The following is a 24,615-nucleotide window of genomic DNA, read 5'->3' as shown; positions in this document are numbered from 1 at the left end:
AGGCACGCCATGCCCGATCATCGAATCGCCTTGCGACGCGCCGTCGAGGCCGTCGACCATCTGACCGACCCCGAACCGCCGTGGCGCGACATCCTGGCCACGGCCCGCGATCTTGTTGGGGCCGACAGCGGAGCGCTCATCGTGTTCGACGCCAGGAACAAGCTGCTGACCCTGACCGCCATCGGTCTTTCCGACGCGTGCGCCTCGGATTACCAGGAGCACTATTGCAACTGCGACATCATTGAGCAGGAGGGGCGCAACGCCCCCGCCGGCACCTGGCTGGACACCGCGCGGATGTACGAACCCGCGCAGTTGCACCGCACCGAGTTCTACGCGGACTTCATGGCCCGGCATCGCATGGCGCAGGTGCTGGCGCACATCATCGAATCGAACACCGTGCTGCACGCCGCGATCGGCTTTCAACGTTCGTCCGTCGACACGAAGGCGGGCGACCGGCTGCAATCGGGTGATTACGCGCGCTATTTCCGCATGCTGCGCCATCAGTTGTCGCACCGCGAGCGCACCCGCGCCATCGGCTGGAAGTCGCTGGAAAGCGCCTTCTCCGAGGTCAACGAAGCGGTGCTGCTGATCAGCGTGGATTGCATCGTCGACAAGCTGTCGCCGCTGGCCGTGGGGTTTCTGGACGACGTGAACGGCTGGACACTGCACGGCCGCCGGCTGCGCCACGCGGACGCCAAGGTGCAGCGGCTGTTCGATGCGCACTGCGCCGCCGTGGCGGGCGACGGCCAGATGCGTTCGATGGCCACGGCCTCAGGTTGGGGCGAGCTGTTCTGGGTGGACATCAGCGCGGCGCCGCCTGCGCTCAGCCTCATCGGCGGCCGGATGCTGCTGGTGCGCATGCGCAAGAAAAGCGCCTTCGCGATGCCGGACGTCACCAAGCTGCAATCGGTGTTCTCCATCACGCATGCCGAAGCCGCAGTGCTGGCCGGGCTGGCCGCCGGCCACAGCGTCGAAGAGGTCGCCACCCTGCGCCACGCCTCGGTGCTGACGGTGCGCAAGCAGGTGGCATCGCTCCTGACCAAGATGGAGTGCAGCCGCCAGTCCGAACTGGTCCGCCTGGCGTCGTTGCTGTAACACGCGCCGCCGCGCCGCGCGGCGTACTCAATTTTGAGTATGTGGCCTGCACCCATGCGGCCCTACGATGAGCACGAAGGCATGAGACCCGGGCCGCCACGCGCCCGTCGGGTCACCATCCCGTCTGCGCTCGCTATCGGCAGGCCCGTAAACCGGCGCCTGCCGCCCCGCCCGACCATGACTCCGCCCATCCGGCCCCGCAGCTGCCCTCGGCCGTGCGGCGCCATCGCGCACGTCCGAACGACACCGGCCCCAACGCTGCGCCCCCACGCGTCCCCAAGGAGCCATTCATGAAGCCTGTTCTGCCATTCCGCGCCCTCATCCCCGCTGCGCTGGCGGCCTTTGCCCTGCTGTCCGGCCCCGCCGGCGCGCAGTCCGCCGCCACGGCGCCGGCCACCGCGGCGCCCTCCTCGGACTTCACGCCCACCCGCGCCGACGTCGAACGCGACCTGGCTGCATGGCGCGAAGCCGGCCTGGAAGAACAATGGGCCGGCGAGGAAAGCCCGAACGTCAACTCGCCCACCTACATCGAGGACTACAAGAAATACGAAACCACCATCCGGACCAGCAGCATGGGCCAGCCGGCATCGCAGCCGCAGAGCGGCTCGCAGCGCCGGTGGTGACGTCTGCAACGCAGTGACGGCGCGCGGCGGCCAAGCACCTTGCCCGCCGCGCGCCGCCGTTTTAGCAACCATTCGGCGGATCGGCTTGCATCTGGTAACGGGGCGTACATCATCGCCCTTTATCCTCCAGCCTCTTCTTTATCCGGACCCCGCCTTCCGGCATGACCGATACCCGCTACATCGAAGACCTGCGCCGCCGCTACAACGCGGGCGCCAAACTCAAGTTCGTCAATTTCTGGGGCCACCAGCCCGGCAAGCACGGCGTCACGGCCTCGTGCTTCAGCCAGTGGTACGGCGCCCCCTTCGACATCGAAGGCCAGCGCTACCCGACCGCCGAGCACTACATGATGGCCGAAAAGGCCAGACTCTTCGGCGACGAGACCACGCGCGCGCTGGTGTTCAAGGCGCCCAATCCCGGCGCTGCAAAGGCGCTGGGCCGGCAGGTCATGGGCTTTAACGACGAGACCTGGCTGGCTAACCGCTATGCCATCGTCGTGCGCGCCAACGAGGCAAAATTCGGCCAGAACCCCGAATTGCGCGAGTTCCTGCTCCAGACCGGAAACCGGGTCCTGGTCGAGGCCAGCCCCGTGGACCGCATCTGGGGCGTGGGCATGGCGCAGGACGACGAACACATCGCCAATCCCAACCTGTGGCGCGGCCTGAACCTGCTGGGATTCGCGCTCATGCAGGTGCGGGACACGCTGCGGGCCTGAACCACTGCCGCCCGCACGCCTGCCACACCGGCAGCGCGGCACCGCCAACATCGACACCATGACCGCCATCACTCACGCCCAGGCGCTGAAGAAACTCGCCGCCGACATCCTGGTCCAGACGCTGGACGAAGACCTTGCGCGTCTGCTGGCGGACACCATGGCGCGCGCCCGCCATGACGCCAGCATCGCGGCCAACCCGTCGGCCAGCGTGCTGGCGCCCCTGCTGCGCCGCTGGAACTGCGTGCTGCAGGCCGGCGACGACGGGGCCTCGCCCCTGTATCGCGATAAGACCGCCGTCGCGCTGGCCATCCTGCTGCACAAGTACGGCATCGCCGACGCCGGCATCGCGGACCGCGCGGATGCCGCCATCGACGCCCTGAACGATGCCGTGGCCCTGAGCGACGATTTTCATCGCAAGACCGCCGCCATCAAGACCGCCTTCCTGCACACGCCGCCCGCGCCGCTCAAGCGCGCCCCCGGCCTGCCCGACAGCCTGACGTTCTACCGCGCGGGCGACGTGGTGTCGTTTCAGCTAGATGGCCGCCATTACGCGGCCTATGTCCACCGGTGCGCGCAGACCAACCAGAGTCCGGTCATCGAGTTCTACGACGCCGTCTTCGACCATGTCCCCGCCATGGATGCACTGCACGATAAGCCCGCCCGCGGCCGCCGTTACAACGACGGCACCGTGCGGGTCGAACGGATGTCCATCGCCGGCATGAAGTTCATGCCGGATCCGGCCGGCCAGTTCGTGCTGATCAAGGCTTGCGTGGAAACGCCGCCCGACGCCAGCGGTCTGGGCGAGCCCGTCGGCCTGTATGGCGTGTCGGACGTCTTCGACCTGCAGGACAGCGTGGACGGGATGTTTGGCAAGCGCTGACGGCCCCCGTCAGTATTCGAACTGCGCGCTCAGCTTGATCGTGCGCGGCGCGCCTTGCAGCAGGGTGCCCGCGCTGGTCATCCAGTAGGCCTTGTCGGCCAGGTTATCCACGTTCAGCCGGAAGGTCGTGCGCATCGCGCCCAACTTTGTCACGTAGCGAACGCCCGCGTCGAACAGCGTGTACGACGGCAGCGACACGGTGTTGGCGGCATCCACGAAACGCGAGCCGTAGTATTGCGCGCCCGCGGTCAGCACCCAGCGCGTCTCCGGAATCGTGTATTCGGCATACGCCGAGAACTGCTGGCGCGGCACCCCGTCCACCCGGTTCCCGATCAGGTCGGGCACCCCTTGCGTGACCTTGCTGCGCATGAAGATCGCGCTGGCGTTCACCATCCACTGCGGCGTGAGCCGCGCCTTGCCCGACAGTTCCAGCCCGTCGTAACGCGAACGGCCGTTCTGCGTAAAGACGTTGTTGTCGTCCGTGTAGGTCAGCCCGCGCTTGATGCGGAACAGCGCGGCGGTGGCGGACCAGTCATCGCCATCCATCTTGGCGCCGACCTCCACCTGCCGGCTCTTGAGCGGCGCGAACGCCTGGTTCGCGTTGGCCGCCGAGATCGGCGCAATCGCGCCCTGCTCCAGCGATTCGATGTAGCTGGTGTAGAGCGACAGCTGCGAAAGCGGGCGGAACACCAGCGCATAGGTCGGCGACGTGGCCGAACTGTCGTAGCCCGCGTAGCTGTCCTTGATATTGCTGCGGCGCAGGCCCGCGATCACGTCCCAATGCTGCCCGATGTGCAGCGTATCCGACGCGAAGACCGAGCGCTGGGTGACCTCGCTGGTCTGCGTGTCGGCCGGCTCGGCGTGCAGGTGCGGATTGGAAAATCGCGGCGGGTGAAAGATGTTGCCGGAACCCAGGATCTCGTAGCCCGACACGCTGGACGTGTAGCCCTTGGTCTTGCCATAAGATGCGCCAAACGTGACCTCGTGCCCGATCGGCCCCGTGTCGAATGCCCCGGTAACCAGCGCCTGGCCTTCGTCGGTCTTGTACCGGTCCGTGCCGGCGTACATCTCTTCCGTGTAGTCGCCGCGCTGGTTGGCGTACAGGGCGCCGTTCTCGTAGATGCGGTCCATCTCGGAATGGCGGTACGCCAGCTTGGCGTCCCACTTGGGCGCCATGTGCCACGCCAGATCCGTGCCCACCGTGTCGCTCTTGGTCTGGTAGCTGGTGAAGGGCGAATAGATCCGCTTGCTGCCCTTGATCGGGTCCAGCACCGGCGCCGCGGCGTAATCACCCGTCTCGCCCGAGGCATTGGGATACAGCCCCCAGCCCGCCGAGCCGGTCACCTTGCGATTCTGCGTCAGGCCGTCCACGCTCCACACCAGGTCCGGCGTGATGCGCCAGTCCAGCGCCAGCGAACCCGATTGGCGGTCGATCTTGCCGCCGTCCTTGACGTACGTGTCGCCCTGTTCGTCCACCAGGTTCACGCGGTAGCCGAAGCGGTCACCAGGGCCGAACCGGCCGCCCGCGTCGCCGTGCAGCAACACGGTGCCCGACTCGGTGACCTGCGTGGTCAGCGCCAGGCGGGTCTGCTCCGTGGGACGCTTGGTTACGTAGTTGACGATGCCGCCCGGCTGCGAGAATCCATACAGAAAGCCGCCGGCGCCCTTGAGCACCTGGATGCTGTCGAAGTGTTCCAGCGGCAGCTCGCTGCTCCAGCTGAAGACGTTCAGGCCGTCGATCTTGCGCCCGTTCACCAGATCCAGCCCGATACCCCGGATTGAAATCTGCGACGCAAGCCCGCTCATGTCGTTCACCAGCATGGACACGGACGCATCGCCTTTCAATGCGTCGACCAGGGAGGCCGCCTGCCGGTTGTCCATCAGATCGCGCGAGACCACGTCGATGCTGTACGGCGTATCGAGCAGGCTGCGCTGCCCCAGCACCCCGACCGTTGCCGCGCCAACCCGGTACGCCTGCTCGGCGTCGCCCGTGAGGCGATCGCCGGACACCGTCACCGCCGGCAGCAACGCCGTCTCGCCCGGCCCCGGCTGCGCCACCAGCACGTAGCCCGAGGCGCTGCGCTTGGCGGCAAAGCCCGAGCCGCGCAGCAACACCGCAAAGCCCTCATCGATGCCATAGCTGCCCTTCAGGCCAGGACTGTGCTTGCCGGCGATCTGGTCCGCCACCATGGACAGCGCCACGCCGGATTGCTGGGCGTAGCGGCTCAGCGCCTGATCGAGCGGCCCGGCCGGAATGTCGTACTGGATGCGGGCGGGTTGGGCGGGTTGCGCTTGTTGCGCCTGCGCCTGCGCCGGCAGCGCGGCGGCGGCGGCCCCGGCAAGCGCCAGCCGGATGGCCAGCGTCAAGCCCGTGGCAGCGCGCGGAAGCGGATTGAAGTCGTTGCGGCGGGCGGCCGCCGGTTGCGTTTTGAACATCATCGGAAGTCCCTCGGATTGGACGCGCTATGCATCGTCTACAGAGGACATGACGCGCGAGAATCCGAAACACGAACCGCGGTCGGGAGAATTTTTCAGTTTTTTTTATCGGCCAGGCGCGGAAGGCGCCCTGCCGACCCAGACCAGGTAGGGCGTGACGGTGCGCAGCGTCAACCCCGGCACGCTTTCGGCCAGCAACTGCAGCGCCCGGTCGGTATCGTCCAGCGGCAGGACAACCGCCATGCGTATGTTCTCGAGCGCCGCCCGGTCGTAGAAGATCCGGCCCGGCCGATGCCGGTTCAGCGCGTCCAGCACGTCGGGCAACGGCCGGTCGCGGGCCACGAGTTGATGGAACTTCCAGGCGTCAGACACTTCACGCGGGTCCACCTGTTGCACCGGCCCGATGCCTTGCGCCGAGATGGTCACGCGTTGTCCCGCCTGCACCTCGGCGGCCCCGCCCCCTTCGGCCTCGACCCGCACCCGCGACTCGATCATCGTCAAGACCGTTTGCGCATCGCGCCGGTCCACCACGAAGCGCGTGCCCAGTGCCGTGATCCGCGCCTCGGGCGTGCGCACCACGAACGGCCGCGCCGCGTCCTTGGCGACGTCGACCAGCACCTCGCCCTGCACCAGTTCCAGCACGCGCCGCTGAGCGTCAAAGCGCACGTTCGCCGCGCTGCCGCTGGCGAGCGTCACCCGGGTGCCGTCTTCAAGCACCTGCGTATGCCATTGGCCGGTCGCGCTGCGGATATCCGCCGTCAGGTAGGGAACGGGGTACGCCTGCAGCGCCGCCCATCCTGCCAGGGACATGAGCGCGAAGGCCGCCACGGACAGCACCAGGCGCTTGGCGCGGCCGCCCTTCGCGTGGGCGAACGCCGCGTCGAAACCCGCCCTGGCCGGCGCGGCGGTTTGCGCGTCCGGCCCGCGCAGATCCTGCATCCGGTCGACCACCAGGCGCATGCGGCGCGCGGCGGCTTCATTTTCGGGACTTTGCCGTATCCAGGCCTCCAGCCCGGCGCGCGCGGCCTCGCGCTCGGCGGCGTCGCCCGCGCTCAGCCGCACCACCCACAAGGCGGCGGCTTCGACGGCGGCGTCGGAAATGGGGGGATGGGCGCCAGCAGCGTTCATGGCCGGCCGCGATCAGGCAGACAGGATGTGTTGGCAGCGCACCAAGCCCTGCGCCAGGTACTTCTGCACCATGCGCACGGAGATTCCCAGCCGCTGCGCCACCGCGGGCTGGCTTTCATCTTCCAGGTAATGCAGCAGGAACGCCTCGCGGCCCTTGGGCGCCAGGGTGGCCAGGGCAGCCGCCAATTGCTCAACCGCCTGCACCGCGCCCAGCACGGCCTCCGGCGATGGCGCGGCCTGCTGCAACGAGTCCGCGGCCAGCGCCAGCGCTTGCAGGTAGGCCTGTTCGATGCGTTCGCGCCGCAACTTGTCCAGCATCAGACGGCGCGCCGTCGTCGTCAGGTAAGCGCGCGGCTCGGCCAGATCGGTCAGGATTTCCTTGGTGGTCAGCAGGCGCAGGAAGGTGTCGTGCGCCAGATCCGCCGCCTGGTCGGAACATCCCAGCTTGCGGCGCAGCCACGACTTGAGCCAACCGTGATGGTCGGCGTAGAGCACCTCGACAGGCGAGGCCGGAATGGCTGCAGTCACGATGACATCCGTTCGAATCCGGCCCGCGAGCTGTTGGTCTTAAATGAAAATGATTGTCAATGCTATCCAAGACGATCCGGCAGCGCAAGCGCCCCGGATATGCCGATGTTTTGCTGCAACGGGCGGGCTGAACCGGCTTATGCCAGATAAGACGCGACCTCTTCCGGCGTCAGATAGCGCTTGAACGTCATCGACGGCTGATGGGCCTCGTGAATGACGCCGTTGAATCCCGACCAGTTGCGCTTCGTGCCCTCGTCCGTTTCCAGCGCGATCAGCACGCGCCTGCCGTGCCGGGACGGATGATCGCGCAGCGCGGCTTCGCCCCAGGCCCACTTCAGCATGTTCTTCAGTTCGCCCCCAGCGTAGGCGCCGGCCTGCAGCCACTGGAAGTCGGCGGTGTCGCCGTCCATGTCCGGCGTGCGCGGGACGATGTCCCGCTGCACGCGCAGCGCCAGTGCGTGTTCGCCGATCAGGATCTGCAGCAGCGTGAAGGCGTGGAAGGTGTTGTTGATGGCATGGGCTTCGGCGATGAAGCCCGTCCCGGACGCCGGCAGCACGACCACCAGCTCGTCTTCGTAGCTGACACGCGACGCCAGCCACAGGAAATGCAGCTGGTCGAACGGCAGGCTGTCGTTAAGCGTGGCCATGGCGTACAGCATGTCCATCAGCGCATCGTCGGCGATGAACGCCTGGTGATTGCCGCGGTGGCGCAACAACATGGTCATCATGGGCAGCACCAGCACGTCGACGGCGGCCTGCAAGGCTTCGACCTCCCAGAACGCATCCTGCGGCACCTGCGCCAACCTGCCCTGCGCGTCCGTCCAGGCCCGGCGGTCGGCTTGCTCGACCTCGTCATCGTCCTCTTCGACCTCTTGGGCGCAGAACGGACGCAGGCGTTGCAGCCAGTCGCGCAGCAACGCGTGCAACGTGGGAAACAGAATGGCGGGATCGGCGCCGCTCTCCACCAGCGAACCGCCCATCAGCGCCAGCGCCGCGGCATGGGAAGGATGCAGTTGCGGCAGGAGGTCCGCGCATTCCTGGAGGGCTGCGGCGGTGTGCGCCGGGTTGCGGGCATGGGTCAAAAAGGCGCCGACCTCGGGCCGCTGAAAGAACTGCTCCATCGACTCCAGGTCGTCGGCGGCAAGGATGGGACGGGACAGGCTGCGTGCGAGGTCGGAGATCGGCATGAATGAATGGCTGGTTACGGTGGCGGCGAACCTGGGGCTCGCCGGCGGTGTTCGGGGCGCCCGAGTTTACCGGCCGGTTCGCGATGTCGTGACCAAAAATTTCATGCCGGCACGCGCATTTTGCGGACCGGATATCAGCCGGCTGCGCTTCCCCCAGTGGGCGGTGTTCAACGAAGCGTTACAAGTCCTGCCAGATCTAATCAAATAAAACAGTTCTTCCCACGCTTCTGCTTTAGTTCTAGTCGCTGCATGGTGTTGCGTTCGGCGCGGCTTCCAGCGTCCTGCGTACCGCCGGCAGAGAAAAGATCAATAACCGGAGGAGAAGTCTATGCGTACGTTCAAGCGCAGGGCCGCCGCATTGCTGGCAAGCGGCCTGATCGCAGTGCTGGCGGGTTGCGCCTCGCCAGGCGGCAAGAAGGACACGATCGCCATGGCGGGGCTGTCGCAGCCCGTGGAGATCGTCAGAGACAAACACGGCGTATCCCACATCTACGCCAAGAACCAGGCGGACCTGTTCTTTGCTCAGGGCTTTTCGGCCGCGCGCGACCGCCTGTGGCAACTGGACCTGTGGCGACGCCAGGGCGAAGGGAAGATGGCCGAACAATTCGGCCCGCGCTTTATCGAGCAGGACCGCGCCGCGCGCCTCTTCCTGTACCGCGGCGACATGCAGGCGGAATTCGCCAGCTACCACCCCGAAGGCCAGGCCATCCTCACCGCGTTCGCCAACGGCATCAACGCCTACGTGAACTGGGTCAAGGCCAATCCCGACCAGCTTCCGCCGGAATTCAAGCTGACCGGCACCGAGCCCGGCTACTGGAGTCCGGAGACCTCGCTGATCCGCATCTACGGCCTGACGCGCAACGTCAGCGAGGAAGTGCGGATGTCCGAGCAGATCGCCGCACTGGGCTTGAACAACGTGCAGGGGCTGAGCACCTTCGAGCCGCCTTTGGCGCTGCAGGTGCCCGCCGGGCTGGATGTGCGCCAGATCAACAAGTCCGTTCTGACCACCTACCGGCTGGCGCGGGACGGCCAGAAGTTCGAGGCGGGCGACTTCCCGCGCAGCCCGCTCGCCGCGGATGAACGCGTCAAACTGGCCAGCGCGTTGTCCGAGGGCCGGCTCGCGTCGCTGGATCCGGCCTTCGATCCACTGGCGCCGCGCTACGAAAGCAACAACTGGACGCTGAGCGGCGAACGCACCGCCACCGGCAAGCCCATCCTGGCGGGCGACCCGCACCGCTCCATCACGATGCCGTCGCTGCGCTACATGGTCCACCTGAATGCGCCGGGCTGGAATGTGATCGGCGCGGGCGAACCGTCACTGCCCGGCGTCTCGATGGGGCACAACGACCGCATCGCGTTCGGTCTGACCATCTTCGCGTTCGGCGACGAAGAAGACCTGTACGTCTACGACACCAACCCCGCGAATCCCGGCGAATACCGCTATCAGGGCCGCTGGGAAAAGATGCGTCAGATCGACGAGAACATTCCGGTGCGCGGCGCGTCGCCTGCCATGCGCAGCCTGAAGTTCACGCGTCACGGACCCGTCATCCATGAAGACCCGGTCCGGCGCAAGGCCTACGCCCTGCGCGCCGCCTACCTGGAATTTCCGGGCACGGCCGCCTACCTGGCCAGCCTGCGGTTGAATCAGGCGCAGAACTGGAACGAGTTCGTGGCCGGCATGGAAAAGCACTACACGCCCAGCGAAAACATGGTGTACGCGGACGTGGACGGCAACATCGGCTGGTTCGGCGGCAGCATCGCGCCCATCCGTCCGCGCAACGACTGGTCCGGCATGCTGCCCGTGCCCGGCAACGGCGATTTCGAATGGCGCGGCGTGCTGCCCGGCAGCTCCCTGCCCCGCGTCTTCAACCCGCCCGAAGGCTATGTCGCCACGGCCAACGAGTACAACCTGCCCGCCAACTATCCGTACAAGGACATGTCGGCGCGCACCTGGGCCGAACCCTTCCGCATCCAGCGCATCCGCGAGGTGGTGGCCGACGGCAAGGGGCTGACCGTGCAGCAGTCGCAGGAACTTCAGTTCGACAACCTGTCGATTCCTGCCCGCACGCTGGGCGGCTACGCCAAGTCGTTGAATTCGGCGGACGCGAACGTCGGCCAAGCGCTGAGCCTGCTGAAGGACTGGGACTACCGCATGGCCACGGACTCCCGGGCCGCCACGGTCTATGCGTTCTGGCTGCCCGAGGTCGTCAAGCGCGTGACCGACCTGTATGTGCCGGCAAACGGGCGCGCGGCATTCGGCGAGCTTTCCACCCGCAAGACCCTGGAAAAGCTGGCCACGCCCGACGCCGCCTTCGGTCCTCGTCCGGATCAGGGCCGCGACGCCCTGCTGTTGCAGGCGCTGGCCGATGGTCTCACCAAGCTCACCGCGAAGATGGGGCCGGATTCGAAGCAATGGCAGTGGGGCAAGCTGCACCACATCCAGTTCGACCACAGCCTGGCCAGCCTGCTGCCGCCCGACACCGCCAAGGCGTGGGGCACGCCGCGCTATCCGGTCGGCGGCGACAACGACACGGTGCATCGCGCGACGTTCCGCAAGAGCGACTACCGCGTGACCAGCGGTGCGTCGTACCGCCAGGTGATCGACGTGTCCGACTGGGACAACTCGCGTGTGCAGAACGTGCCGGGCCAATCGGCGGATCCGCGCAGCCCGCATTACCAGGACCTGCTCAAGGGCTGGGCAACAGGCGAGTATTTCCCGATGGCGTTCAGCCGAGCCAAGGTGGAGAGCCAGCGGTCGGACACGCTGACGCTGCAGCCGGCGGGCAAATGAGCTGAGTTGCGTGCTTGGATCGGTGTCAGACACCCCGTCGAAGATGTCGTCAGCATGTGGCGGCGTCACAACGGGTGTCTGACACCTGGGGCCTAGTGTGTTGCGGCTTCACTACGGGTGTCTGACACCTGGGGCCTATTGTGTTGCGGCTTCACCACGGGTGTCTGACACCTGGGGTCGACGGGTGCCGCTTGGTGCGGGGATTCAATCTGCGATGGCGCGGTTGATGTTTGTCATTTCGCGCTGTCATTTGCGGGCGGAGAATGCCGTCATGACCCTCTATCCCGTGCTGCTCATCCTGCACCTGCTTGCGGCCTTCCTGTTTGTCGGCACGGTCACTTTCGAGGTGCTGTTCCTTGAACCGGTGCACCGGCGCCTGCCGCCCGACGTGCGCAAGGCGCTGGGCAGCCAGCTCGGGCCGCGCGTGCGTTCGGTGGTGCCGTGGTCGGTGGTGGTGCTGTATCTGGCAGGGTTGGGGCTGGCCTGGCAGCACCGCGGCGCGCTGGCCGCGCCGCTGGCCTCATCGTTCGGCCTGCTGCTTTCGATCAAGATCGCGCTGGCGGTCAGTGTGCTGGTTCATGTGGCCACCGCGCTGGTGCTGGCCAAGCAGCGCAAGCTCACCGGTGCGCTGCAAGGCCGTCTGCACCTGAGCGTGTTCTGCCACATGCTGGCCATCGTCGTGCTGGCCAAGGCGATGTTCTACGTCACCTGGTGACGGGGCGCGAAGGCGCTAACCGCAAACAGGGCGCTAACCGCGCTGATCGCGCCGATCTCGCTAGCGCCCCCCACGCTTACTTGCGTTTGCCCGACGCGTCCTGCTCCACCACCATGTCCAGCACGTAGACCTTGGACGGCGCATCGGCGGGCGGGTTCTTCCAGTCGTAGCGCTTGACGCGCAGCACGGTGCGCACGCCGTCCTGGTGCTCAAACCCCTCGATCGACTGGTACAGCGGCTGCCACTTGTCCGGCGCGGGCAGCGCGATGCCGGCGTCATTGAACTTGCGTTCGCGCACCATCAGGCATTGATAGTGCGGAATCATCGGATGGCTGCACTCGGCGCGCTTGGCCGCCACTTCCAGGAACATGATCTGGCCCGCGCTGCCGTATAGCGTTTCGGGCGTCGGTTCGCCGACAAACTTCAGCACGCTGCCGTCCTGCGTCGTGAGGTCCAGCGCGGGCTCGGCCTTGTCGCCCGACAGCGTCACGCGCAGATCGCCCTTCAGACGCTGGCCGATCTCGGCATCGAGCTGCATCAGGCTTTGTTCGCACGCCTTCATGGTTGACGCCAGGTTCGCGATGGTCAGCACGCCGTTCTTGTACGTGTACCCGCCAAACTGCGCATTGCAGCCGCCGCGGATGTTCACGCCATCGTCCTTGAAGGTAAGCCGTACTTGATGCTCGACGCCCTTTTGCAGCGCGGCGATGGACTTGCCCGCGGCATCGGTGGCGGCCGTCAGGCGCCAGTGGTAGGCGCTCAGGCCGGCCTGAGTAGCAGCGGATGTGGCGGCGGACGTGGTGGCGGAATCAGGCATGGCGGACGATCCTTCGCGGGGAGAGGTCGTGGGCGCGCAGGCAGACAGCAGCGCCGCACAAACGGATGCAAGAAGGATGGTTTTTTTCATGATTGGTTCCTGTCAGCCGCGTGGCCCTGATGAAAAGCGGGATTCTACGTCCGTGGCGTGGACGAAATTACCGCTGCGCGGAGCAGTCCGTTTCCAAATCTTGCGGCCTATAAGCCCCCGGACAGCCCGATCGAAACGTCCGCGCGCCGCGTGCCGCACACGGGAAATGTCCGTCCAGCGGGCGCGGCCAAGCCCTCACGGCCGGCGCGCGCGCAATTACAGTCTGACACCTTCCCCGTGTGACACTCGCGCGGCCGCGCACGCCAGCAAGCGCTACTTTTCCGCGGGATACGCCGGGCTCGCCAGGCAAGCCTGCGCCCATTCGTAGTCGTCGGTATCGAAGATGTCGCCGTCGATTTTCGGCAGCGGCTTGTCGGCATAACTGAAATCAGGCTTTGCCGGCGACCGGTTCCAATGGGTCTTGCCATTGCCGTCGTCGCACGCTTCGTCGGCGCTGCTGAACGAGCACGACGCGATGACCTTGGGCTTGCCGTTCACCACGTTGGCCACGTAGCGCTTCGTGTAGACGCCGCCGGAAGCCCAGTATTCGTCGATCGAGCAGACGCGGTCATTGTGCTGGTAATGGCGGGTCGCAAAGCAGGAGTAGTTGTTGTAGTCGGGCGGCAGCACGTCGCACGAGGACGCGAAACCGGCAAACGGACCGCCGGTGAACTGCGCCCGGAACTTGCGCTGATCCAGCGCCCGCGCGATCAGGACCGGGGTGTCAGACCCCTTGGCCTTTTCCTTGAACTCGGCGCTGCGCGCAAGCATCAGGCTGCGCGCGGCCTGCGCGGGGGTTTTGCCGTCGGGCAGGAGGTCGGGCGACTCGATCAATCTTTCCAGTGCGTTGTCGCGCGCCGCCAGCCAACGTTTCTGGCCGTCGACCAGCATGGTGCGGATCTCGGCATCGGGCGCGGCCTTCAACAGCGCGCTGTAGCTGCGATTCAATTCCGCATCGGCGGATACCGCGCCGCGGTCGGTGCAGATCAGCTTCTCGACGCCGGTGGCGGCCTTCTTGCAATCGATGGCCAGCGCGGGCGCGGACAATGCGAACAAGCCAGCCAGGGACAACAACCGTAGGGCGGGAATTCCAGGTTTCATCGGATTCTTCTCGGGTTCGATGGCGGTTGGACAGCCCGCAATTCTGGCATGAAACCGGGGACGACCCGACAACAACACGCCGCCGATCGCGCTTCCCGTTCGCGATCGGCGGCGTCGTCAACGCGCGCTACAGCGCCGAGGCCATCGCCAGCCGCTCCGCGTAATGCGGTATCGACAGACGCTCGACGACGGCCTGCTGCTGCGCCCCGAACACGTCGCGCTCGTCCGGCGAAGCCGAAATGTTCGGGCGGTCGATGGTCAGCTTGATGGCGTTGCAGCTATCCACGAAGAACGTGCCGACCACGCGCTCGGGCGCCACGCCCAGCACCCGCGCCACGTTGGCCGGGCAGAACACGTTCGAGCGCAGCGCCGCCTCGTAGTCGGCAGCCGAGTTGAACACGATGTCGAACGTCAACCGGTTGATGCCCGCGTCCTTGCTGCGGACCACCACGGCCATGTCGATCAGCGGCTGTTCGCGCTGGGGCGTGCCGTCGGGCGGCACGTCAGCGATCAGGGACAGCGTGCGATCGTCCAGATTGCCCGTGTAGTCCGTGATGCCGATGTCGTAATACCGCGGCCGGGCGGATCCGCTTTCCGTCCACGCCGCGCCGTTTGCGCGGAAATACGTGATCGGGAACATGCGGTTCTTGATGATGTCCTCGTTCAGCAGCAGGTGGTACAGCGTCCATTCGTAGGCATCGCCCGCATCCATGTCCAGCCGCGAGCCGTCGCGCGCGGCGGCCAGCGACAGCAGGCGTTGCAGGTCGGCTTGATGGCGATCGGCAAGCACACGCGGATCGCGGTCGATGGTGCGCACCAGCGCGACCGGATGGCTCGCATCGGCCTCATGGATTTTCCATGTTGCGGCGCGCAGCGCATCCGGAAATTCCGCCTGAACCAGCGTGATGACCGCGTCCTTGATCATCGGGTAATTGGCCTGGAACACCGGATCGCGCGTGCCGCTGGGCACCACCGCGCCGTACTGCCCGTCCTCGCGCCGGAAGCTCACCAGATTGGGCGACAGCGGATAGGCGATGTTGCCGGCCGTGGCCTTGCGGCCCGCGTAACCGTAGTGGATCAGATAGTGGGTCAGCAGACTGGCCAGCGTTTCGGCCGCCTGCGGCGTCGCCGCGCACGTTTCGACAATCAGGCCCAGCTCCTTTTCGCCCTCGCGCAGCGGCACGGCCTGGACGCCGTTGCGGCCATAGACCAGCACGTCGCCGGGCACGCGCGGCAGGTCCGCAGGATCCAGGTGGACCAGCGACACCTTGCGCTTGCCCAGCCGCCGTGTGCCCTCCAGCTTGATGCTCCACGGCCACGGCTTGCCCGCATGCACGAACTGGCTGTTGCGGATGCCGGCGGTGCGGGCGTCGCGCGCGAAGAACTCCGTGTGTTCCATCGCCAGAATGCCTTCGGGATAGAACTGCAGTTGCGGATGGCTTTCCTCGTAGAGCGAGTGCGCCGCAATCGAGTACGGCGTGCAGCGCCGTCCCGAGTCCGGCGCCACGAAGAGCGCCGTGCCGTCGTCGTAGATTTCGGCGACCAGGCAATCTGACGGCGAGCCCGGGTCGCAGGCCAGCGCGCCGCATTCCAGCACGTGGCCCACGTGGTACGCCAGACCCGGGTCGATGCCGCGGCGGATCATGTCGGACGCGAACAGCGCGATGTCGCACGCGCGGCCGGCCAGCACATACTTCGCGCCGCTTTCCAGCGCGGTGATGAGCGGATGCACGCCCATCTGACCCACGATGGTGCTCTCTTCGAGCGCCGCTGCATCCAGCTCCGGCCCGGCGCCCGTGGGCCGAAGCGCGCCCGCGCGGAATTCGCGGATCACGCTGGCCGGGTCCAGCTCGGACCGGATGACGGCCACGGCGCGGTCCTTCACGCCCAGCTCGTCAAACACTTCCTTGGCGACGTCGATCATCCAGTCCAGGTTGCGATTGCCGCCCGCCATGCCGCAGCTTCCCAGGATGACCGGCCCCTCGATGCGTTCGCCCGCCTCGACCATGTGGCGAAAGTCCGCCTTCACGGCCTCGCGTTCGAAGTATTCGGTTCCCGTGCCCAGGTAATAGGGGCCGGCGTCCATCGATCCCGCATCCGAGATCACGGCGTCGATCCGCCCTTCCAGCGCCTTTTGCAGCGATTCACGGGGAAATCCATATCCCAACGCGCCGCACGCGGACACCACGCGATAAACCAGCTTTGCCATCATCACTCTCCAGTTCTGCAGGCCGCAGACATTGCGGTTGCTGCATGGGAGTGAAGATTGCGCCTGCCGGCGACGCTGGAAAAATACTATGTTGCTATGCGGGTATCGGCCGCGGATATGGCCTTTTAGCGGCGCGTCAGGAAGGCAGCGGCTCCGCGCCGGCCAGTCCCCTTTCCTGCACGTGCTGCATCACGAACTCGCTGAGCAGGGTGCGCACCGCTTCGGCGGGCGGGGCCAGCGGCACGTCGTTGGATGCAATGACCGCCGCCGTCAGATAGACGGGCGGTTCGATCAGCACGGCCGACACCATCGCGTTGCCCGGCTGGCCCGAGAAGTCGCCCAGCGGCAGGATGGTGTGGCCAATGCCCGCCTGCACGGCCGACAGCATGCCGGAAAAGACCTCGGTTTCCGCCACCACCTGCGGCGCGATGCCGGCCTCGGAAAACAGCCGGTCCAGCAGGTTGCGGGTCATGTTGGGATGCGCGGGCAGGATGAGCGGCATGTCGGCCAGTTGCTCGAAGCGCATGGCCGACGGCCGGCGCCCGGGTTTGCGCGGGCTGATCACGAACAGCCGTTGCCGGAACAGCGCTTGGCGCGCGAGACCCGTGGTCGGTTCGTCTTCGAACACCAGCGCCAGGTCGAGCGAGCTGTCGCGGATGCGGGCGCCCAGCTGGCCGCTGGCGTCGCTACTGAAGCGCAGGCTGATCTTGGGCAGCGCCGTGCGGCACTTTTCCATCAGTTCGCCGGCCAGAAACGACGCCAGCGTGGACGACATGCCGATGCGCACGACGCCTTGGATGTCGCCGCTGAGCGAGCGCACGATCTGCGGGATGCGCTCCATGCGGCTCAGGATGGAAGCGGCTTCCGTGTAGAGCGCGGCGCCCGCGGCCGTGGGACGCGCGCCTCGCGCGCTGCGATGCAGCAGCGTCACGCCCAGTTCTTCTTCCAGTGCCGCGATCTGCTGGCTGAGCGCGGGCTGCGCCACCGGAATGAGCGCCGCCGCGCGGGAAAAACTGCCCGCCTCAACGATCTTCACGAAGTACCGGAGATGGCGCAGCTGCACGGAAACGCTCCGGTCAGAACGTCACGGTGACCGACGGCGCGCTGCGCTGGGCTTGGCCATGGAACACGGCTTCGATGTTGTTGCCGTCCGGATCCAGCACGAAGGCGCCGTAGTAGCCGGGGTGATATTCGCGAAACCCCGGCGCGCCGTTGTCCTTGCCGCCGTGGGCCAGCGCCGCCTTGTAGAACGCGTCGACCATCGCCTGATCGCGCGCCTGGAACGCAAGATGGTGGCGTCCCGTCAATTGGCCCAGCGCGGCCTGGCTGTCGGCCGACGAGACAAAGAGCTCGTCCGCCCAGAAATAATCATCGGCCGTGCCGCCCATTGGCACCTCCAGGGCATCGAACACCGCCTGGTAGAAACGCTGGCTGGCCGGCAGGTCGCGCACGACGAGCTGGATGTGATCGATCAGGCGGCCGCGATGAATCTCGTTAGTCTGCATGACGTCTCCTTCCTGGTAGGGGATCGATCGACTATAGCGCCATCCGGCGTGGCCAATATGGGGGTTCGGTCAAACGGATACCACCACGAGGCGTGCCGGCATTTCGGCCTTGATCCGGCTACGCAATGACAAGGCCCGCATTGCCCTGTTGAGCAATGCGGGCCTGAAGACCGCGGTCATGTGGAGCGTGCGCGGCACGTCCCCCGGTTCGATCAGCCAAACACGCGGAAGCGCTCGGCGTCGTCCATGAAAGGCTTGTCGCCGAAACCGGCTTCGTTCGAGCCAAACGGCATCTGCGCGCGCAGCTTCCAGTAGGCGGGAACGTTCCATTCGCGCGCGACGGCGGCGTCGATCAGCGGGTTGTAGTGCTGCAGGCTGGCGCCGACGCCAGCGTTGGCCAGCGCGGTCCACACGGACAACTGGGCCATGCCGCCCGATTGCTCGGACCAGACCGGGAAGTTGTCGGCGTACAGCGCAAACTTTTCCTGAAGGCTGCGCACCACGTCCTGGTCTTCGAAGAACAGGATCGTGCCCACGCCGGCGGCAAAGCTCTTGAGCTTGGCTTCGGTCTTGTCGAAACCTTCGGCGGGCGCAACCTTGCGCACTTCTTCCGTGGCCAGGTTCCAGAGCTTGTCGCTTTCGGCGCCAAACAGGATCACGGCGCGCGAGCTTTGCGAGTTGAAGGAGGACGGGCTGAGCTTGATCGCGTCCTGGATCAGCGTGGTCAGTTCTTCCTTGGAGGCCGACAGGTTGCGGCCCAGCGAATACTGCGTGCGGCGCTGCTTGAGCGCTTCGAGATATGCGTTGCTCATTATTTGACCTTTCGACCAGTAGATAGAGATGACGATGGAAGGCATTCTACCGGCTCGACCATGACGCGAATACCCGTTCAAACGCACTTTGGCTGGAACATACTGTTCCATCGGTGGTGTCAAAGGGGCCGAAACGTGCGATCTGCGCGATGAGTCGACCACCTTCCGACGGCCGCCGTCAGACGTCCGCTCTGGTCAAAGATCCATGTCCAGGACGCGCGTCACCGTATCGCAGGACGCGCACTGGCCCGCCACGATGAGATTGCTGAAGAAGTTCTGCACGGTGTCCGGGTCTTCTTCCCAGAGCTCGTCCGTGCCGTCGTAGTCGAACTGCGCGAAGACGCTGAACCGCGTGCCCTGGCAGGCGGGGCAGGCAAAGGCCTGTGCCGCCCCCTCGCCGCGGATCTTGGCCGAGCAGTCCAGCTCGCCGTGATAGCCGTGGATGTCGCTGTCGAACACCACGACGCCCTCCGGCGTGCCCTCCCATTTCACGGCCAGCGGAGAGACGAACTCGTAGTCCTCGACGTATTCGTTGTAATCGCGCAGGTCAAACCCGAAGATTTCGCCCGTCTGCGCCCCGTCCGCGCCCAGCAGGCGGAACGCGACAGCGACCTCGCCGCGGTCCTCCACGAGCAACGGCGCTTGCTCCGTGCGCACGCCGTTCAGGCAACGGGGCGGATGGGAAAGGACGTGATCGAATGTGGGATCGGACGTGGGATCGGACATGCAGCGGGTCTCCTGTGAAGCGCGAAGATTGAAAAACCCGTGACTATAGACAATTGCCGATCCCCTCGATCCGTCAGTCGGCGCGGAACCCCGTCGCCTTCACCACGTCGGCCCAGCGCTTCGATTCCGCCGTCAGCAGGGCCTGCAGCGCCTGCCGGTCCGAGCCCACGACGACGAATCCGGCGTCGCCCAGCGTCTTCACGGCGGCCGGCTGGCGCAGCGCGGCGGCGCTGTCGGCCTGCAAGCGGGTCAGCACGGCGTCCGGCGTGCCGGCCGGCGCAAACAGCGCGAACCAGGCGCCGAAGTTGACCGCCGGCAGGCCGCCCTCCGCGAAGGTCGGCACGTCAGCCAAGGCGGGCGAGCGCTTCGCGCCGGTGGTGGCCAGCGCGCGCAGCTTGCCGCCCTGCACCTGGGGCGCGGCCAGCGCCGTCGTCACAAAGGCCGCCTGCACGCCCCCGGACACCAATCCCGACACGGCATCGCCCGTTGAACGGTAATGAATCGCTTCGATCTTCAGGCCCGCCTCGCGCGCAAACAGCTCCGCGCCGAAATGGCCCGGCGTGCCCGCGCCGAAGGTGGCAAAGTTCACGCGGTCCGGCGCCTTTTTCGCGGCATCGATGAACGCCGCCAGGTCCTTGTAGGGCGAGCTGGCCGGCACCACCAGCACGAAGTCGGCACGCACCACCTCGGAGATCGGCGCGAAGTCGCGGGGCGGATCGTAGTTCAGGTTGCGATAGGTGGCGGGCGAAATGCTGATGGAGCCGACTTCGCCCAGCAGCAGCGTCTGGCCGTCGGCCGGACTGCGCGCGACCGTCTGCGCGGCGATCTGCCCGCCCGCGCCAACCTTGTTCTCCACCACCACGCTTTCGCCCAGGATCGGCCCCATGTGCTGGGACAGGGTGCGGGCGACGATGTCCGGCCCCGTGCCGGGCGGAAAACCCACGTTCAGGCGCACAGGCCCATTGGGAAACTGGGCGGCTGCCGCAAGCGGCAGGCACAGCATCAAACCGCCCAGCAGGCGGCGCAACATCGTTTGCATGGTTGTCTCCTGGTTTTTTTTAATGCCGCGGCGGCTGCCGCGGGTTCAGCAAATGCGATAGAAGCGCAGTTCGACGCGGTCGGGATAGCGCGCACCCGTACCGATGAACAGGCTTTCGTTCATCCAGCCGAGCGCGGGCGACGACGTCTCAAAGCGGGGATAACTGCGAAAGTAGATGCGTGCCGGGTCGACGGCTTCGCCGCGCGCCAGCCGCGCGATGTCCTCGGCGCTGCCCGTGCGGATGCCGGTGTTCTCGACATACACGCGCTCGCCTGCGGGCGTCTCGATCACGTAGCGCGCGTGGATGTCCGTGAACGTGGCCGAGCGGATGATCTGAAAGTCCGCGCCGCCGGGCAGCACTTTGCCCGAGAGGCGCGGGCCTTCGACCGTGCCGCCGGTGATCGGGATCACGCGGCGCCGGCCCTGCGGCGTGTCGCCCACTTCTTGTGGCGCGCCCACGTCGACCACGACGGTGGTCACGTGTTCCAGCCGGGGCGCGAGGGCTTCGTTATTGGCGTCGGGGCCGCTCATGGCTTTTCTCCGCGGGCAAGGCGCAGCGCCGCGGGATCAAAGCCCGCCAACTGCTTGTAGCGCAGCGACACCGCCGCCAGCTCTTCGCCCGATATCACGTCGTTGATGTTCGCGAAGCCTTGCGGCGCGCGTTCCTCGGCCATCTGCATCACCTGCTCGGGACCGTTTAAACGGTTGCGCAGCACGATGCCGGCGGTGCGCGGCAGGCGTTCGGCCTCGTACTCCAGCAGCGCGATCTCTGCCGAGCGCGTCTTGCCACGCTCGGCCTCGCCGAGCCAGTCGGCCAGGCAGCGTGCGTCCAGGATTGCCTGGGCGGATCCGTTGGAGCCAATGGGATACATCGGATGCGCCGCGTCGCCCAATAGCGTGATGCGGCCGCGCGTCCAGCGCGGCAACGGGTCGCGGTCCACCAGCGGAAATTCGTAGATCGCCTCGGCGCCGTCGATGATGGCAGGGATGTCGATCCAGTCCCAGCGCCAGTCGGCAAAGCGGTCCGCGAAGACGGACTTGTCGACCTTGCGATTCCAGTCGGTGGCGGGCAGTTCCGCGCCGGGGATCGACAGCTCGGCGATCCAATTGATGAGCGAGCGGCCTTGCTTGCGCAACGGTTCCGAGATGGGGTAGCAGACGAATTTCTGGTCCTGGTGTCCCGCCATGAACATGCTGCGCCCGTCCAGATAGGGCGGCGCTTCGGTCACGGCGCGCCACAGCATGCGCCCGGAAAACCGGGGATCGTCTCCCACCGGATGCAGCTGGCGGCGCAGCGCCGAGTGGATGCCGTCAGCGCCCACCAGGATGTCGCCGTGCACGGTCTGCACCGCGTTGTCCGCGCGACGACGGAACTGCGCTTGCACGCCCCCCGCATCCTGGCTGGCCGATTCCAGCACCATGCCCGGCACGATGGCGTCCGAGCCGAGCCGATCGCGCACGGCCTGCGCCAGCAGCATCTGGAATTCGCCGCGATGCACCGAAAACTGCGGCAGCGGATAACCGGCCTGCAGGCCGCGCGGCTCGCGCCAGATCGGCTGGCCAAGCTTGTTGTAGTAGTGAAGCTGCGAGGTCTCGATGGCGCGTTCGGCCAGCTCGGGCATGAGGCCCAGCTGTTCAATCTCGCTGACCGCATGCGGCAACAGATTGATGCCCACGCCCAAGGGCCGCAATTCCTGCGCGCTTTCATAGATGCGGCAGCCGATGCCGCGCCGATGCAGCATCAGCGCAAGGGTCAGCCCGCCGATACCGGCGCCGACAATGACGATTTGCATGTCTACTCCTGGTCTTATTTGTTATGCAACATAACAAAATCGCCCCGCGTTTCGCACGAGGGATTTCCCGCAATCCGGTGGCGCGGCGGCGACGCCTGCATTAGTGTTGAGGCCCCGTTCGCGATCCGCCCCCAATGTCCAGAGCCTCCGCACCACGCCCTCGCCGCCCTGCTGCCCGCGGCGAACACTTCGATCCGCATGTGCCCGGCATTCAGTACGGGGCGCTGGACGATCTGGTCGGCTACGCCATCCGCCGCGCGCAGATCCTGATCTACGAAGACTTCCTGGCCGCGCTGGCGCCGTGGGACATCACGCCGCAGCGCTACTCGGCGCTGACGCTGATCGCCGCGAACGAAAGCCTCAAGCTCACCGACCTGGCCCGCATCCTGGGCATCGCGCGTTCCGGCGCGGTGCAGATCGTCAACCAGCTGCAGGAACTGGGCTACGTGGAGCGTCAGGAGGCCGAACGCGACCGGCGCGCCTACGCGCTGGCCATGACGCCGGCCGGCCACGACGCACTGGCCGCCATCACGGAAGCCGTGCAGGCGCACGACGCGCGCATCAGCGGAAAACTGGGCGCGGCGGATCGCCGCAAGCTGATCGGGTTGCTGGGCAAGCTGGGGTAACGCGACCCCGATATCGCGTCTTTGCCCCCAATCCGGGCATTCCCCTATTACTTCAGCGTCGTCAAAAAACTATCGTATTCGAGAATTATCAAATAAGAGAATTCTCGCTTCCGACAAAATGACTGCTGAAACCCTATACGACTTTGCCGTGGTCGGCGCCGGGATCGCCGGCGCCTCCGTGGCCTACCGCCTGAGCGCCTCGGCGTCCGTGGCAGTGCTGGAGCGCGAATCCCAACCCGGTTATCACTCCACCGGCCGCTCCGCGGCCATGTTCATGGAGACCTACGGCACCACGCAGATCAAGGCGCTCACCCGCGCCAGCCGCGCGTTCTACGAGCATCCGCCGGAAGGCTTTTGCGAGCATCCGCTGCTCAGTCCGCGCGGCGTGCTGTACATCGCGACGCCCGATCAGAAGGACCTGCTGCAGGAAGTGTTCGAAGACTTCCACCGGCAGTCGCCCAACGTCACGCTGATCGACGCCGCGCAAGCGGCGGCCCGCGTGTCCTGCCTGCGCGAAGACCAGCTCTGCGGCGCGATCGAGGAACCGGACGCGCGCGACATCGACGTCCACGCGTTGCACCAGGGCTTTCTGCGCGGCATGAGCCGCCAGGGCGCGGTGCTGCACAACAACGCCGAACTGGTCCGCGCCGCGTTTGAAAACGACGTCTGGACGCTGACGCTGGCCGATGGCCGCCAGATTCGCGCGCGCGCCGTGGTCAACGCCGCGGGCGCGTGGGCCGATCACACGGCCGCCCTGTGCGGGGCCGCCCCCGTCGGCCTGCAACCCTGCCGCCGCACCGCCTTCACCTTCAGCGGTCCGCAAGACGTGGATTTCTCGCACTGGCCCGCCGTGGTCGGCGTGGACGAAAGCTATTACTTCAAGCCGGACGCCGGACAGCTTCTGGGCTCGCCCGCGAATGCCGACCCGGTTGACGCGCACGATGTCGTGCCCGAAGAGCTGGACGTCGCCACCGGCATCTACCGCATCGAAACCGCCACGACGCTGACCATCCGGCGTCCGAAGCACACCTGGGCGGGTCTGCGCTCGTTCGTGCGCGACGGCGATTTTGTGGTGGGCTGGGACGCGGCCGCGCCCGCCTTCTTCTGGCTGGCGGCGCAAGGCGGCTACGGCATTCAGACCGCAGCAGCCACGTCCGAACTGGCGGCCGCGCTGCTGACGCGCCAGCCCCTTCCCGATCACCTGCACGCGCACGGCGTCGATGCCGACGCCGTGCGGCCCGAGCGCCTGCGCTAATCCGGCTTTCGACAACCGACGCCCCGATCACCGAGACCCCGACATGACCGCCATCACCCGTTACCCCAGCCCCCTGCCCATGCCCTTCTCGCGCGCCACCCAGGCGGGCGGCTTCCTGTTCCTGTCCGGCCAGATCCCGCTGGACGCCGACGGCCAGGTCGTGCGCGGCGACATCACCGCCCAGACCCACGCCGCCATCGAGCGCATCAAGGAAACGCTGGCCATGGCCGGCGCCAGCCTCAAGGACGTGGTGCGCGTAACCGTGTGGCTGACCGATCTGGCGTTGTTCGCGCAGTTCAACGAGGCCTACCGCAGCCATTTCCCGTCCGATTTCCCCTCGCGCTCCACCGTCGAGGCCAAGCTGGCCTTGGACGTGGACGTCGAGATCGAAGTGCAGGCATGGCTGGGCGACGCCCAGGCCAAGGGCCCCGCGGCCGCCTGAGCCCGTGTTCGTTCGATTGCATGACACCGCCAGGCCCACGCCTGGCGGGGCGACACCCCCAAGCGCGCGCCCCGATGCCCGCGCCCTCAAGCCCCCACTTTTGC

General features: G+C 66.6%; 24 protein-coding genes. 10 read left to right on the top strand and 14 right to left on the bottom strand.

Annotated features, from left to right (window positions below; genetic code table 11):
• Positions 1 to 9 precede the first annotated feature (9 nt).
• The 4 genes from CLM73_RS05760 to CLM73_RS05745 all read left to right on the top strand — a co-directional run bounded on the left by CLM73_RS05760 (position 10) and on the right by CLM73_RS05745 (position 3,311).
• Positions 10 to 1,095, top strand: coding sequence for a LuxR C-terminal-related transcriptional regulator (locus CLM73_RS05760; protein WP_105237682.1), 1,086 nt, complete (start codon positions 10 to 12; stop codon positions 1,093 to 1,095).
• A 290-nt stretch (positions 1,096 to 1,385) separates the two neighbouring features.
• Positions 1,386 to 1,718, top strand: coding sequence for a DUF4148 domain-containing protein (locus CLM73_RS05755; RefSeq protein ID WP_105237681.1), 333 nt, complete (start codon positions 1,386 to 1,388; stop codon positions 1,716 to 1,718).
• Positions 1,719 to 1,879: 161 nt separating this feature from the next.
• Positions 1,880 to 2,431 (top strand): NADAR family protein, encoded by a 552-nt coding sequence (locus tag CLM73_RS05750; protein WP_105237680.1) that lies wholly within the window; start codon positions 1,880 to 1,882, stop codon positions 2,429 to 2,431.
• A 58-nt stretch (positions 2,432 to 2,489) separates the two neighbouring features.
• The gene (locus CLM73_RS05745) at positions 2,490 to 3,311 is read left to right on the top strand and encodes a hypothetical protein (protein ID WP_105237679.1); all 822 of its coding nucleotides are present in this window, start codon (positions 2,490 to 2,492) and stop codon (positions 3,309 to 3,311) included.
• A gap of 9 nt (positions 3,312 to 3,320) precedes the next feature.
• Here the strand turns inward: CLM73_RS05745 and CLM73_RS05740 are convergent, their stop codons facing one another.
• From CLM73_RS05740 to CLM73_RS05725, 4 genes are all read right to left on the bottom strand, one after another.
• Positions 3,321 to 5,750: a TonB-dependent siderophore receptor gene (locus CLM73_RS05740; protein WP_105237678.1), complete on the bottom strand. Its 2,430-nt coding sequence runs from the start codon at positions 5,748 to 5,750 to the stop codon at positions 3,321 to 3,323.
• Between the two features lie 102 nt (positions 5,751 to 5,852).
• Positions 5,853 to 6,875 (bottom strand): FecR family protein, encoded by a 1,023-nt coding sequence (locus CLM73_RS05735; protein WP_105237677.1) that lies wholly within the window; start codon positions 6,873 to 6,875, stop codon positions 5,853 to 5,855.
• A gap of 12 nt (positions 6,876 to 6,887) precedes the next feature.
• The gene (locus CLM73_RS05730; RefSeq protein WP_234015815.1) at positions 6,888 to 7,403 is read right to left on the bottom strand and encodes a sigma-70 family RNA polymerase sigma factor; all 516 of its coding nucleotides are present in this window, start codon (positions 7,401 to 7,403) and stop codon (positions 6,888 to 6,890) included.
• 137 nt (positions 7,404 to 7,540) lie between these two features.
• Entirely contained in the window at positions 7,541 to 8,590 is a 1,050-nt protein-coding gene (locus tag CLM73_RS05725) for a hypothetical protein (RefSeq protein WP_105237675.1), read from the bottom strand.
• Between CLM73_RS05725 and CLM73_RS05720 the strand changes: the two genes are divergently transcribed.
• The 3 genes from CLM73_RS05720 (at position 8,589) to CLM73_RS05710 (ending at position 12,096) form a co-directional block, all read left to right on the top strand.
• Positions 8,589 to 8,798, top strand: a complete 210-nt coding sequence (locus CLM73_RS05720) for a hypothetical protein (protein ID WP_105237674.1) — start codon at positions 8,589 to 8,591, stop codon at positions 8,796 to 8,798. The two genes, CLM73_RS05725 and CLM73_RS05720, sit on opposite strands and share 2 nt — an antisense overlap.
• A gap of 120 nt (positions 8,799 to 8,918) precedes the next feature.
• A complete protein-coding gene (locus CLM73_RS05715; RefSeq protein WP_105237673.1) occupies positions 8,919 to 11,381 on the top strand; it encodes a penicillin acylase family protein in 2,463 nt (820 codons plus the stop codon).
• A gap of 271 nt (positions 11,382 to 11,652) precedes the next feature.
• Positions 11,653 to 12,096 (top strand): CopD family copper resistance protein, encoded by a 444-nt coding sequence (locus CLM73_RS05710; protein WP_105241396.1) that lies wholly within the window; start codon positions 11,653 to 11,655, stop codon positions 12,094 to 12,096.
• Positions 12,097 to 12,172: 76 nt separating this feature from the next.
• Here CLM73_RS05710 and CLM73_RS05705 read toward each other — a convergent pair whose 3' ends face one another.
• From CLM73_RS05705 to CLM73_RS05660, 10 genes are all read right to left on the bottom strand, one after another.
• Positions 12,173 to 13,003, bottom strand: coding sequence for an META and DUF4377 domain-containing protein (locus CLM73_RS05705; protein WP_105237672.1), 831 nt, complete (start codon positions 13,001 to 13,003; stop codon positions 12,173 to 12,175).
• 273 nt (positions 13,004 to 13,276) lie between these two features.
• Positions 13,277 to 14,104, bottom strand: coding sequence for a lysozyme inhibitor LprI family protein (locus CLM73_RS05700; RefSeq protein ID WP_105237671.1), 828 nt, complete (start codon positions 14,102 to 14,104; stop codon positions 13,277 to 13,279).
• Positions 14,105 to 14,231: 127 nt separating this feature from the next.
• Entirely contained in the window at positions 14,232 to 16,316 is a 2,085-nt protein-coding gene (locus tag CLM73_RS05695; RefSeq protein WP_234015814.1) for a DUF4387 family protein, read from the bottom strand.
• Positions 16,317 to 16,449: 133 nt separating this feature from the next.
• Positions 16,450 to 17,376 carry a LysR substrate-binding domain-containing protein gene (locus tag CLM73_RS05690; RefSeq protein ID WP_105237670.1) on the bottom strand — a complete coding sequence of 309 codons (927 nt, stop codon included), beginning with the start codon at positions 17,374 to 17,376 and terminating at the stop codon, positions 16,450 to 16,452.
• Positions 17,377 to 17,389: 13 nt separating this feature from the next.
• Positions 17,390 to 17,818 carry a VOC family protein gene (locus CLM73_RS05685; RefSeq protein WP_105237669.1) on the bottom strand — a complete coding sequence of 143 codons (429 nt, stop codon included), beginning with the start codon at positions 17,816 to 17,818 and terminating at the stop codon, positions 17,390 to 17,392.
• 212 nt (positions 17,819 to 18,030) lie between these two features.
• The gene (locus CLM73_RS05680) at positions 18,031 to 18,630 is read right to left on the bottom strand and encodes a nitroreductase family protein (protein WP_105237668.1); all 600 of its coding nucleotides are present in this window, start codon (positions 18,628 to 18,630) and stop codon (positions 18,031 to 18,033) included.
• Positions 18,631 to 18,825: 195 nt separating this feature from the next.
• Complete coding sequence (locus tag CLM73_RS05675; RefSeq protein WP_105237667.1) at positions 18,826 to 19,356, bottom strand: hypothetical protein; 531 nt, start codon at positions 19,354 to 19,356, stop codon at positions 18,826 to 18,828.
• A 73-nt stretch (positions 19,357 to 19,429) separates the two neighbouring features.
• Positions 19,430 to 20,395: a Bug family tripartite tricarboxylate transporter substrate binding protein gene (locus tag CLM73_RS05670; protein WP_105237666.1), complete on the bottom strand. Its 966-nt coding sequence runs from the start codon at positions 20,393 to 20,395 to the stop codon at positions 19,430 to 19,432.
• A 45-nt stretch (positions 20,396 to 20,440) separates the two neighbouring features.
• Complete coding sequence (locus CLM73_RS05665; protein ID WP_105237665.1) at positions 20,441 to 20,926, bottom strand: DUF3237 domain-containing protein; 486 nt, start codon at positions 20,924 to 20,926, stop codon at positions 20,441 to 20,443.
• Positions 20,923 to 22,188, bottom strand: coding sequence for a flavin-dependent oxidoreductase (locus CLM73_RS05660; RefSeq protein WP_105237664.1), 1,266 nt, complete (start codon positions 22,186 to 22,188; stop codon positions 20,923 to 20,925). Before CLM73_RS05660 ends, CLM73_RS05665 begins: the two co-directional genes overlap by 4 nt.
• Positions 22,189 to 22,322: 134 nt before the next feature.
• Between CLM73_RS05660 and CLM73_RS05655 the strand changes: the two genes are divergently transcribed.
• The 3 genes from CLM73_RS05655 to CLM73_RS05645 all read left to right on the top strand — a co-directional run bounded on the left by CLM73_RS05655 (position 22,323) and on the right by CLM73_RS05645 (position 24,511).
• Entirely contained in the window at positions 22,323 to 22,814 is a 492-nt protein-coding gene (locus CLM73_RS05655; RefSeq protein ID WP_105237663.1) for a MarR family winged helix-turn-helix transcriptional regulator, read from the top strand.
• 118 nt (positions 22,815 to 22,932) lie between these two features.
• On the top strand, positions 22,933 to 24,069 hold the full coding sequence (locus CLM73_RS05650; RefSeq protein ID WP_105237662.1) for an NAD(P)/FAD-dependent oxidoreductase: 1,137 nt from the start codon (positions 22,933 to 22,935) through the stop codon (positions 24,067 to 24,069).
• Between the two features lie 43 nt (positions 24,070 to 24,112).
• The gene (locus CLM73_RS05645; protein ID WP_056568441.1) at positions 24,113 to 24,511 is read left to right on the top strand and encodes a RidA family protein; all 399 of its coding nucleotides are present in this window, start codon (positions 24,113 to 24,115) and stop codon (positions 24,509 to 24,511) included.
• Positions 24,512 to 24,615: the final 104 nt, after the last annotated feature.

It is taken from the genome of Achromobacter spanius (assembly GCF_002966795.1).
GTDB lineage: Bacteria > Pseudomonadota > Gammaproteobacteria > Burkholderiales > Burkholderiaceae_B > Achromobacter > Achromobacter spanius_D.
Note: the sequence above shows the minus strand (reverse complement) of the source record. Positions and strands in the feature narration are given on the sequence as shown.

Bases quoted from the DNA above. Each gene is read 5' to 3' on its own strand.
- CLM73_RS05760 (WP_105237682.1), top strand. From the start codon at position 10: ATGCCCGATCATCGAATCGCCTTGCGACGCGCCGTCGAGGCCGTCGAC.
- CLM73_RS05755 (WP_105237681.1), top strand. From the start codon at position 1,386: ATGAAGCCTGTTCTGCCATTCCGCGCCCTCATCCCCGCTGCGCTGGCG.
- CLM73_RS05750 (WP_105237680.1), top strand. From the start codon at position 1,880: ATGACCGATACCCGCTACATCGAAGACCTGCGCCGCCGCTACAACGCG.
- CLM73_RS05745 (WP_105237679.1), top strand. From the start codon at position 2,490: ATGACCGCCATCACTCACGCCCAGGCGCTGAAGAAACTCGCCGCCGAC.
- CLM73_RS05740 (WP_105237678.1), bottom strand. From the start codon at position 5,750: ATGATGTTCAAAACGCAACCGGCGGCCGCCCGCCGCAACGACTTCAAT.
- CLM73_RS05735 (WP_105237677.1), bottom strand. From the start codon at position 6,875: ATGAACGCTGCTGGCGCCCATCCCCCCATTTCCGACGCCGCCGTCGAA.
- CLM73_RS05720 (WP_105237674.1), top strand. From the start codon at position 8,589: ATGAATGAATGGCTGGTTACGGTGGCGGCGAACCTGGGGCTCGCCGGC.
- CLM73_RS05725 (WP_105237675.1), bottom strand. From the start codon at position 8,590: ATGCCGATCTCCGACCTCGCACGCAGCCTGTCCCGTCCCATCCTTGCC.
- CLM73_RS05715 (WP_105237673.1), top strand. From the start codon at position 8,919: ATGCGTACGTTCAAGCGCAGGGCCGCCGCATTGCTGGCAAGCGGCCTG.
- CLM73_RS05710 (WP_105241396.1), top strand. From the start codon at position 11,653: ATGACCCTCTATCCCGTGCTGCTCATCCTGCACCTGCTTGCGGCCTTC.
- CLM73_RS05705 (WP_105237672.1), bottom strand. From the start codon at position 13,003: ATGAAAAAAACCATCCTTCTTGCATCCGTTTGTGCGGCGCTGCTGTCT.
- CLM73_RS05700 (WP_105237671.1), bottom strand. From the start codon at position 14,104: ATGAAACCTGGAATTCCCGCCCTACGGTTGTTGTCCCTGGCTGGCTTG.
- CLM73_RS05695 (WP_234015814.1), bottom strand. From the start codon at position 16,316: ATGATGGCAAAGCTGGTTTATCGCGTGGTGTCCGCGTGCGGCGCGTTG.
- CLM73_RS05685 (WP_105237669.1), bottom strand. From the start codon at position 17,818: ATGCAGACTAACGAGATTCATCGCGGCCGCCTGATCGATCACATCCAG.
- CLM73_RS05680 (WP_105237668.1), bottom strand. From the start codon at position 18,630: ATGAGCAACGCATATCTCGAAGCGCTCAAGCAGCGCCGCACGCAGTAT.
- CLM73_RS05675 (WP_105237667.1), bottom strand. From the start codon at position 19,356: ATGTCCGATCCCACGTCCGATCCCACATTCGATCACGTCCTTTCCCAT.
- CLM73_RS05670 (WP_105237666.1), bottom strand. From the start codon at position 20,395: ATGCAAACGATGTTGCGCCGCCTGCTGGGCGGTTTGATGCTGTGCCTG.
- CLM73_RS05665 (WP_105237665.1), bottom strand. From the start codon at position 20,926: ATGAGCGGCCCCGACGCCAATAACGAAGCCCTCGCGCCCCGGCTGGAA.
- CLM73_RS05660 (WP_105237664.1), bottom strand. From the start codon at position 22,188: ATGCAAATCGTCATTGTCGGCGCCGGTATCGGCGGGCTGACCCTTGCG.
- CLM73_RS05655 (WP_105237663.1), top strand. From the start codon at position 22,323: ATGTCCAGAGCCTCCGCACCACGCCCTCGCCGCCCTGCTGCCCGCGGC.
- CLM73_RS05650 (WP_105237662.1), top strand. From the start codon at position 22,933: ATGACTGCTGAAACCCTATACGACTTTGCCGTGGTCGGCGCCGGGATC.
- CLM73_RS05645 (WP_056568441.1), top strand. From the start codon at position 24,113: ATGACCGCCATCACCCGTTACCCCAGCCCCCTGCCCATGCCCTTCTCG.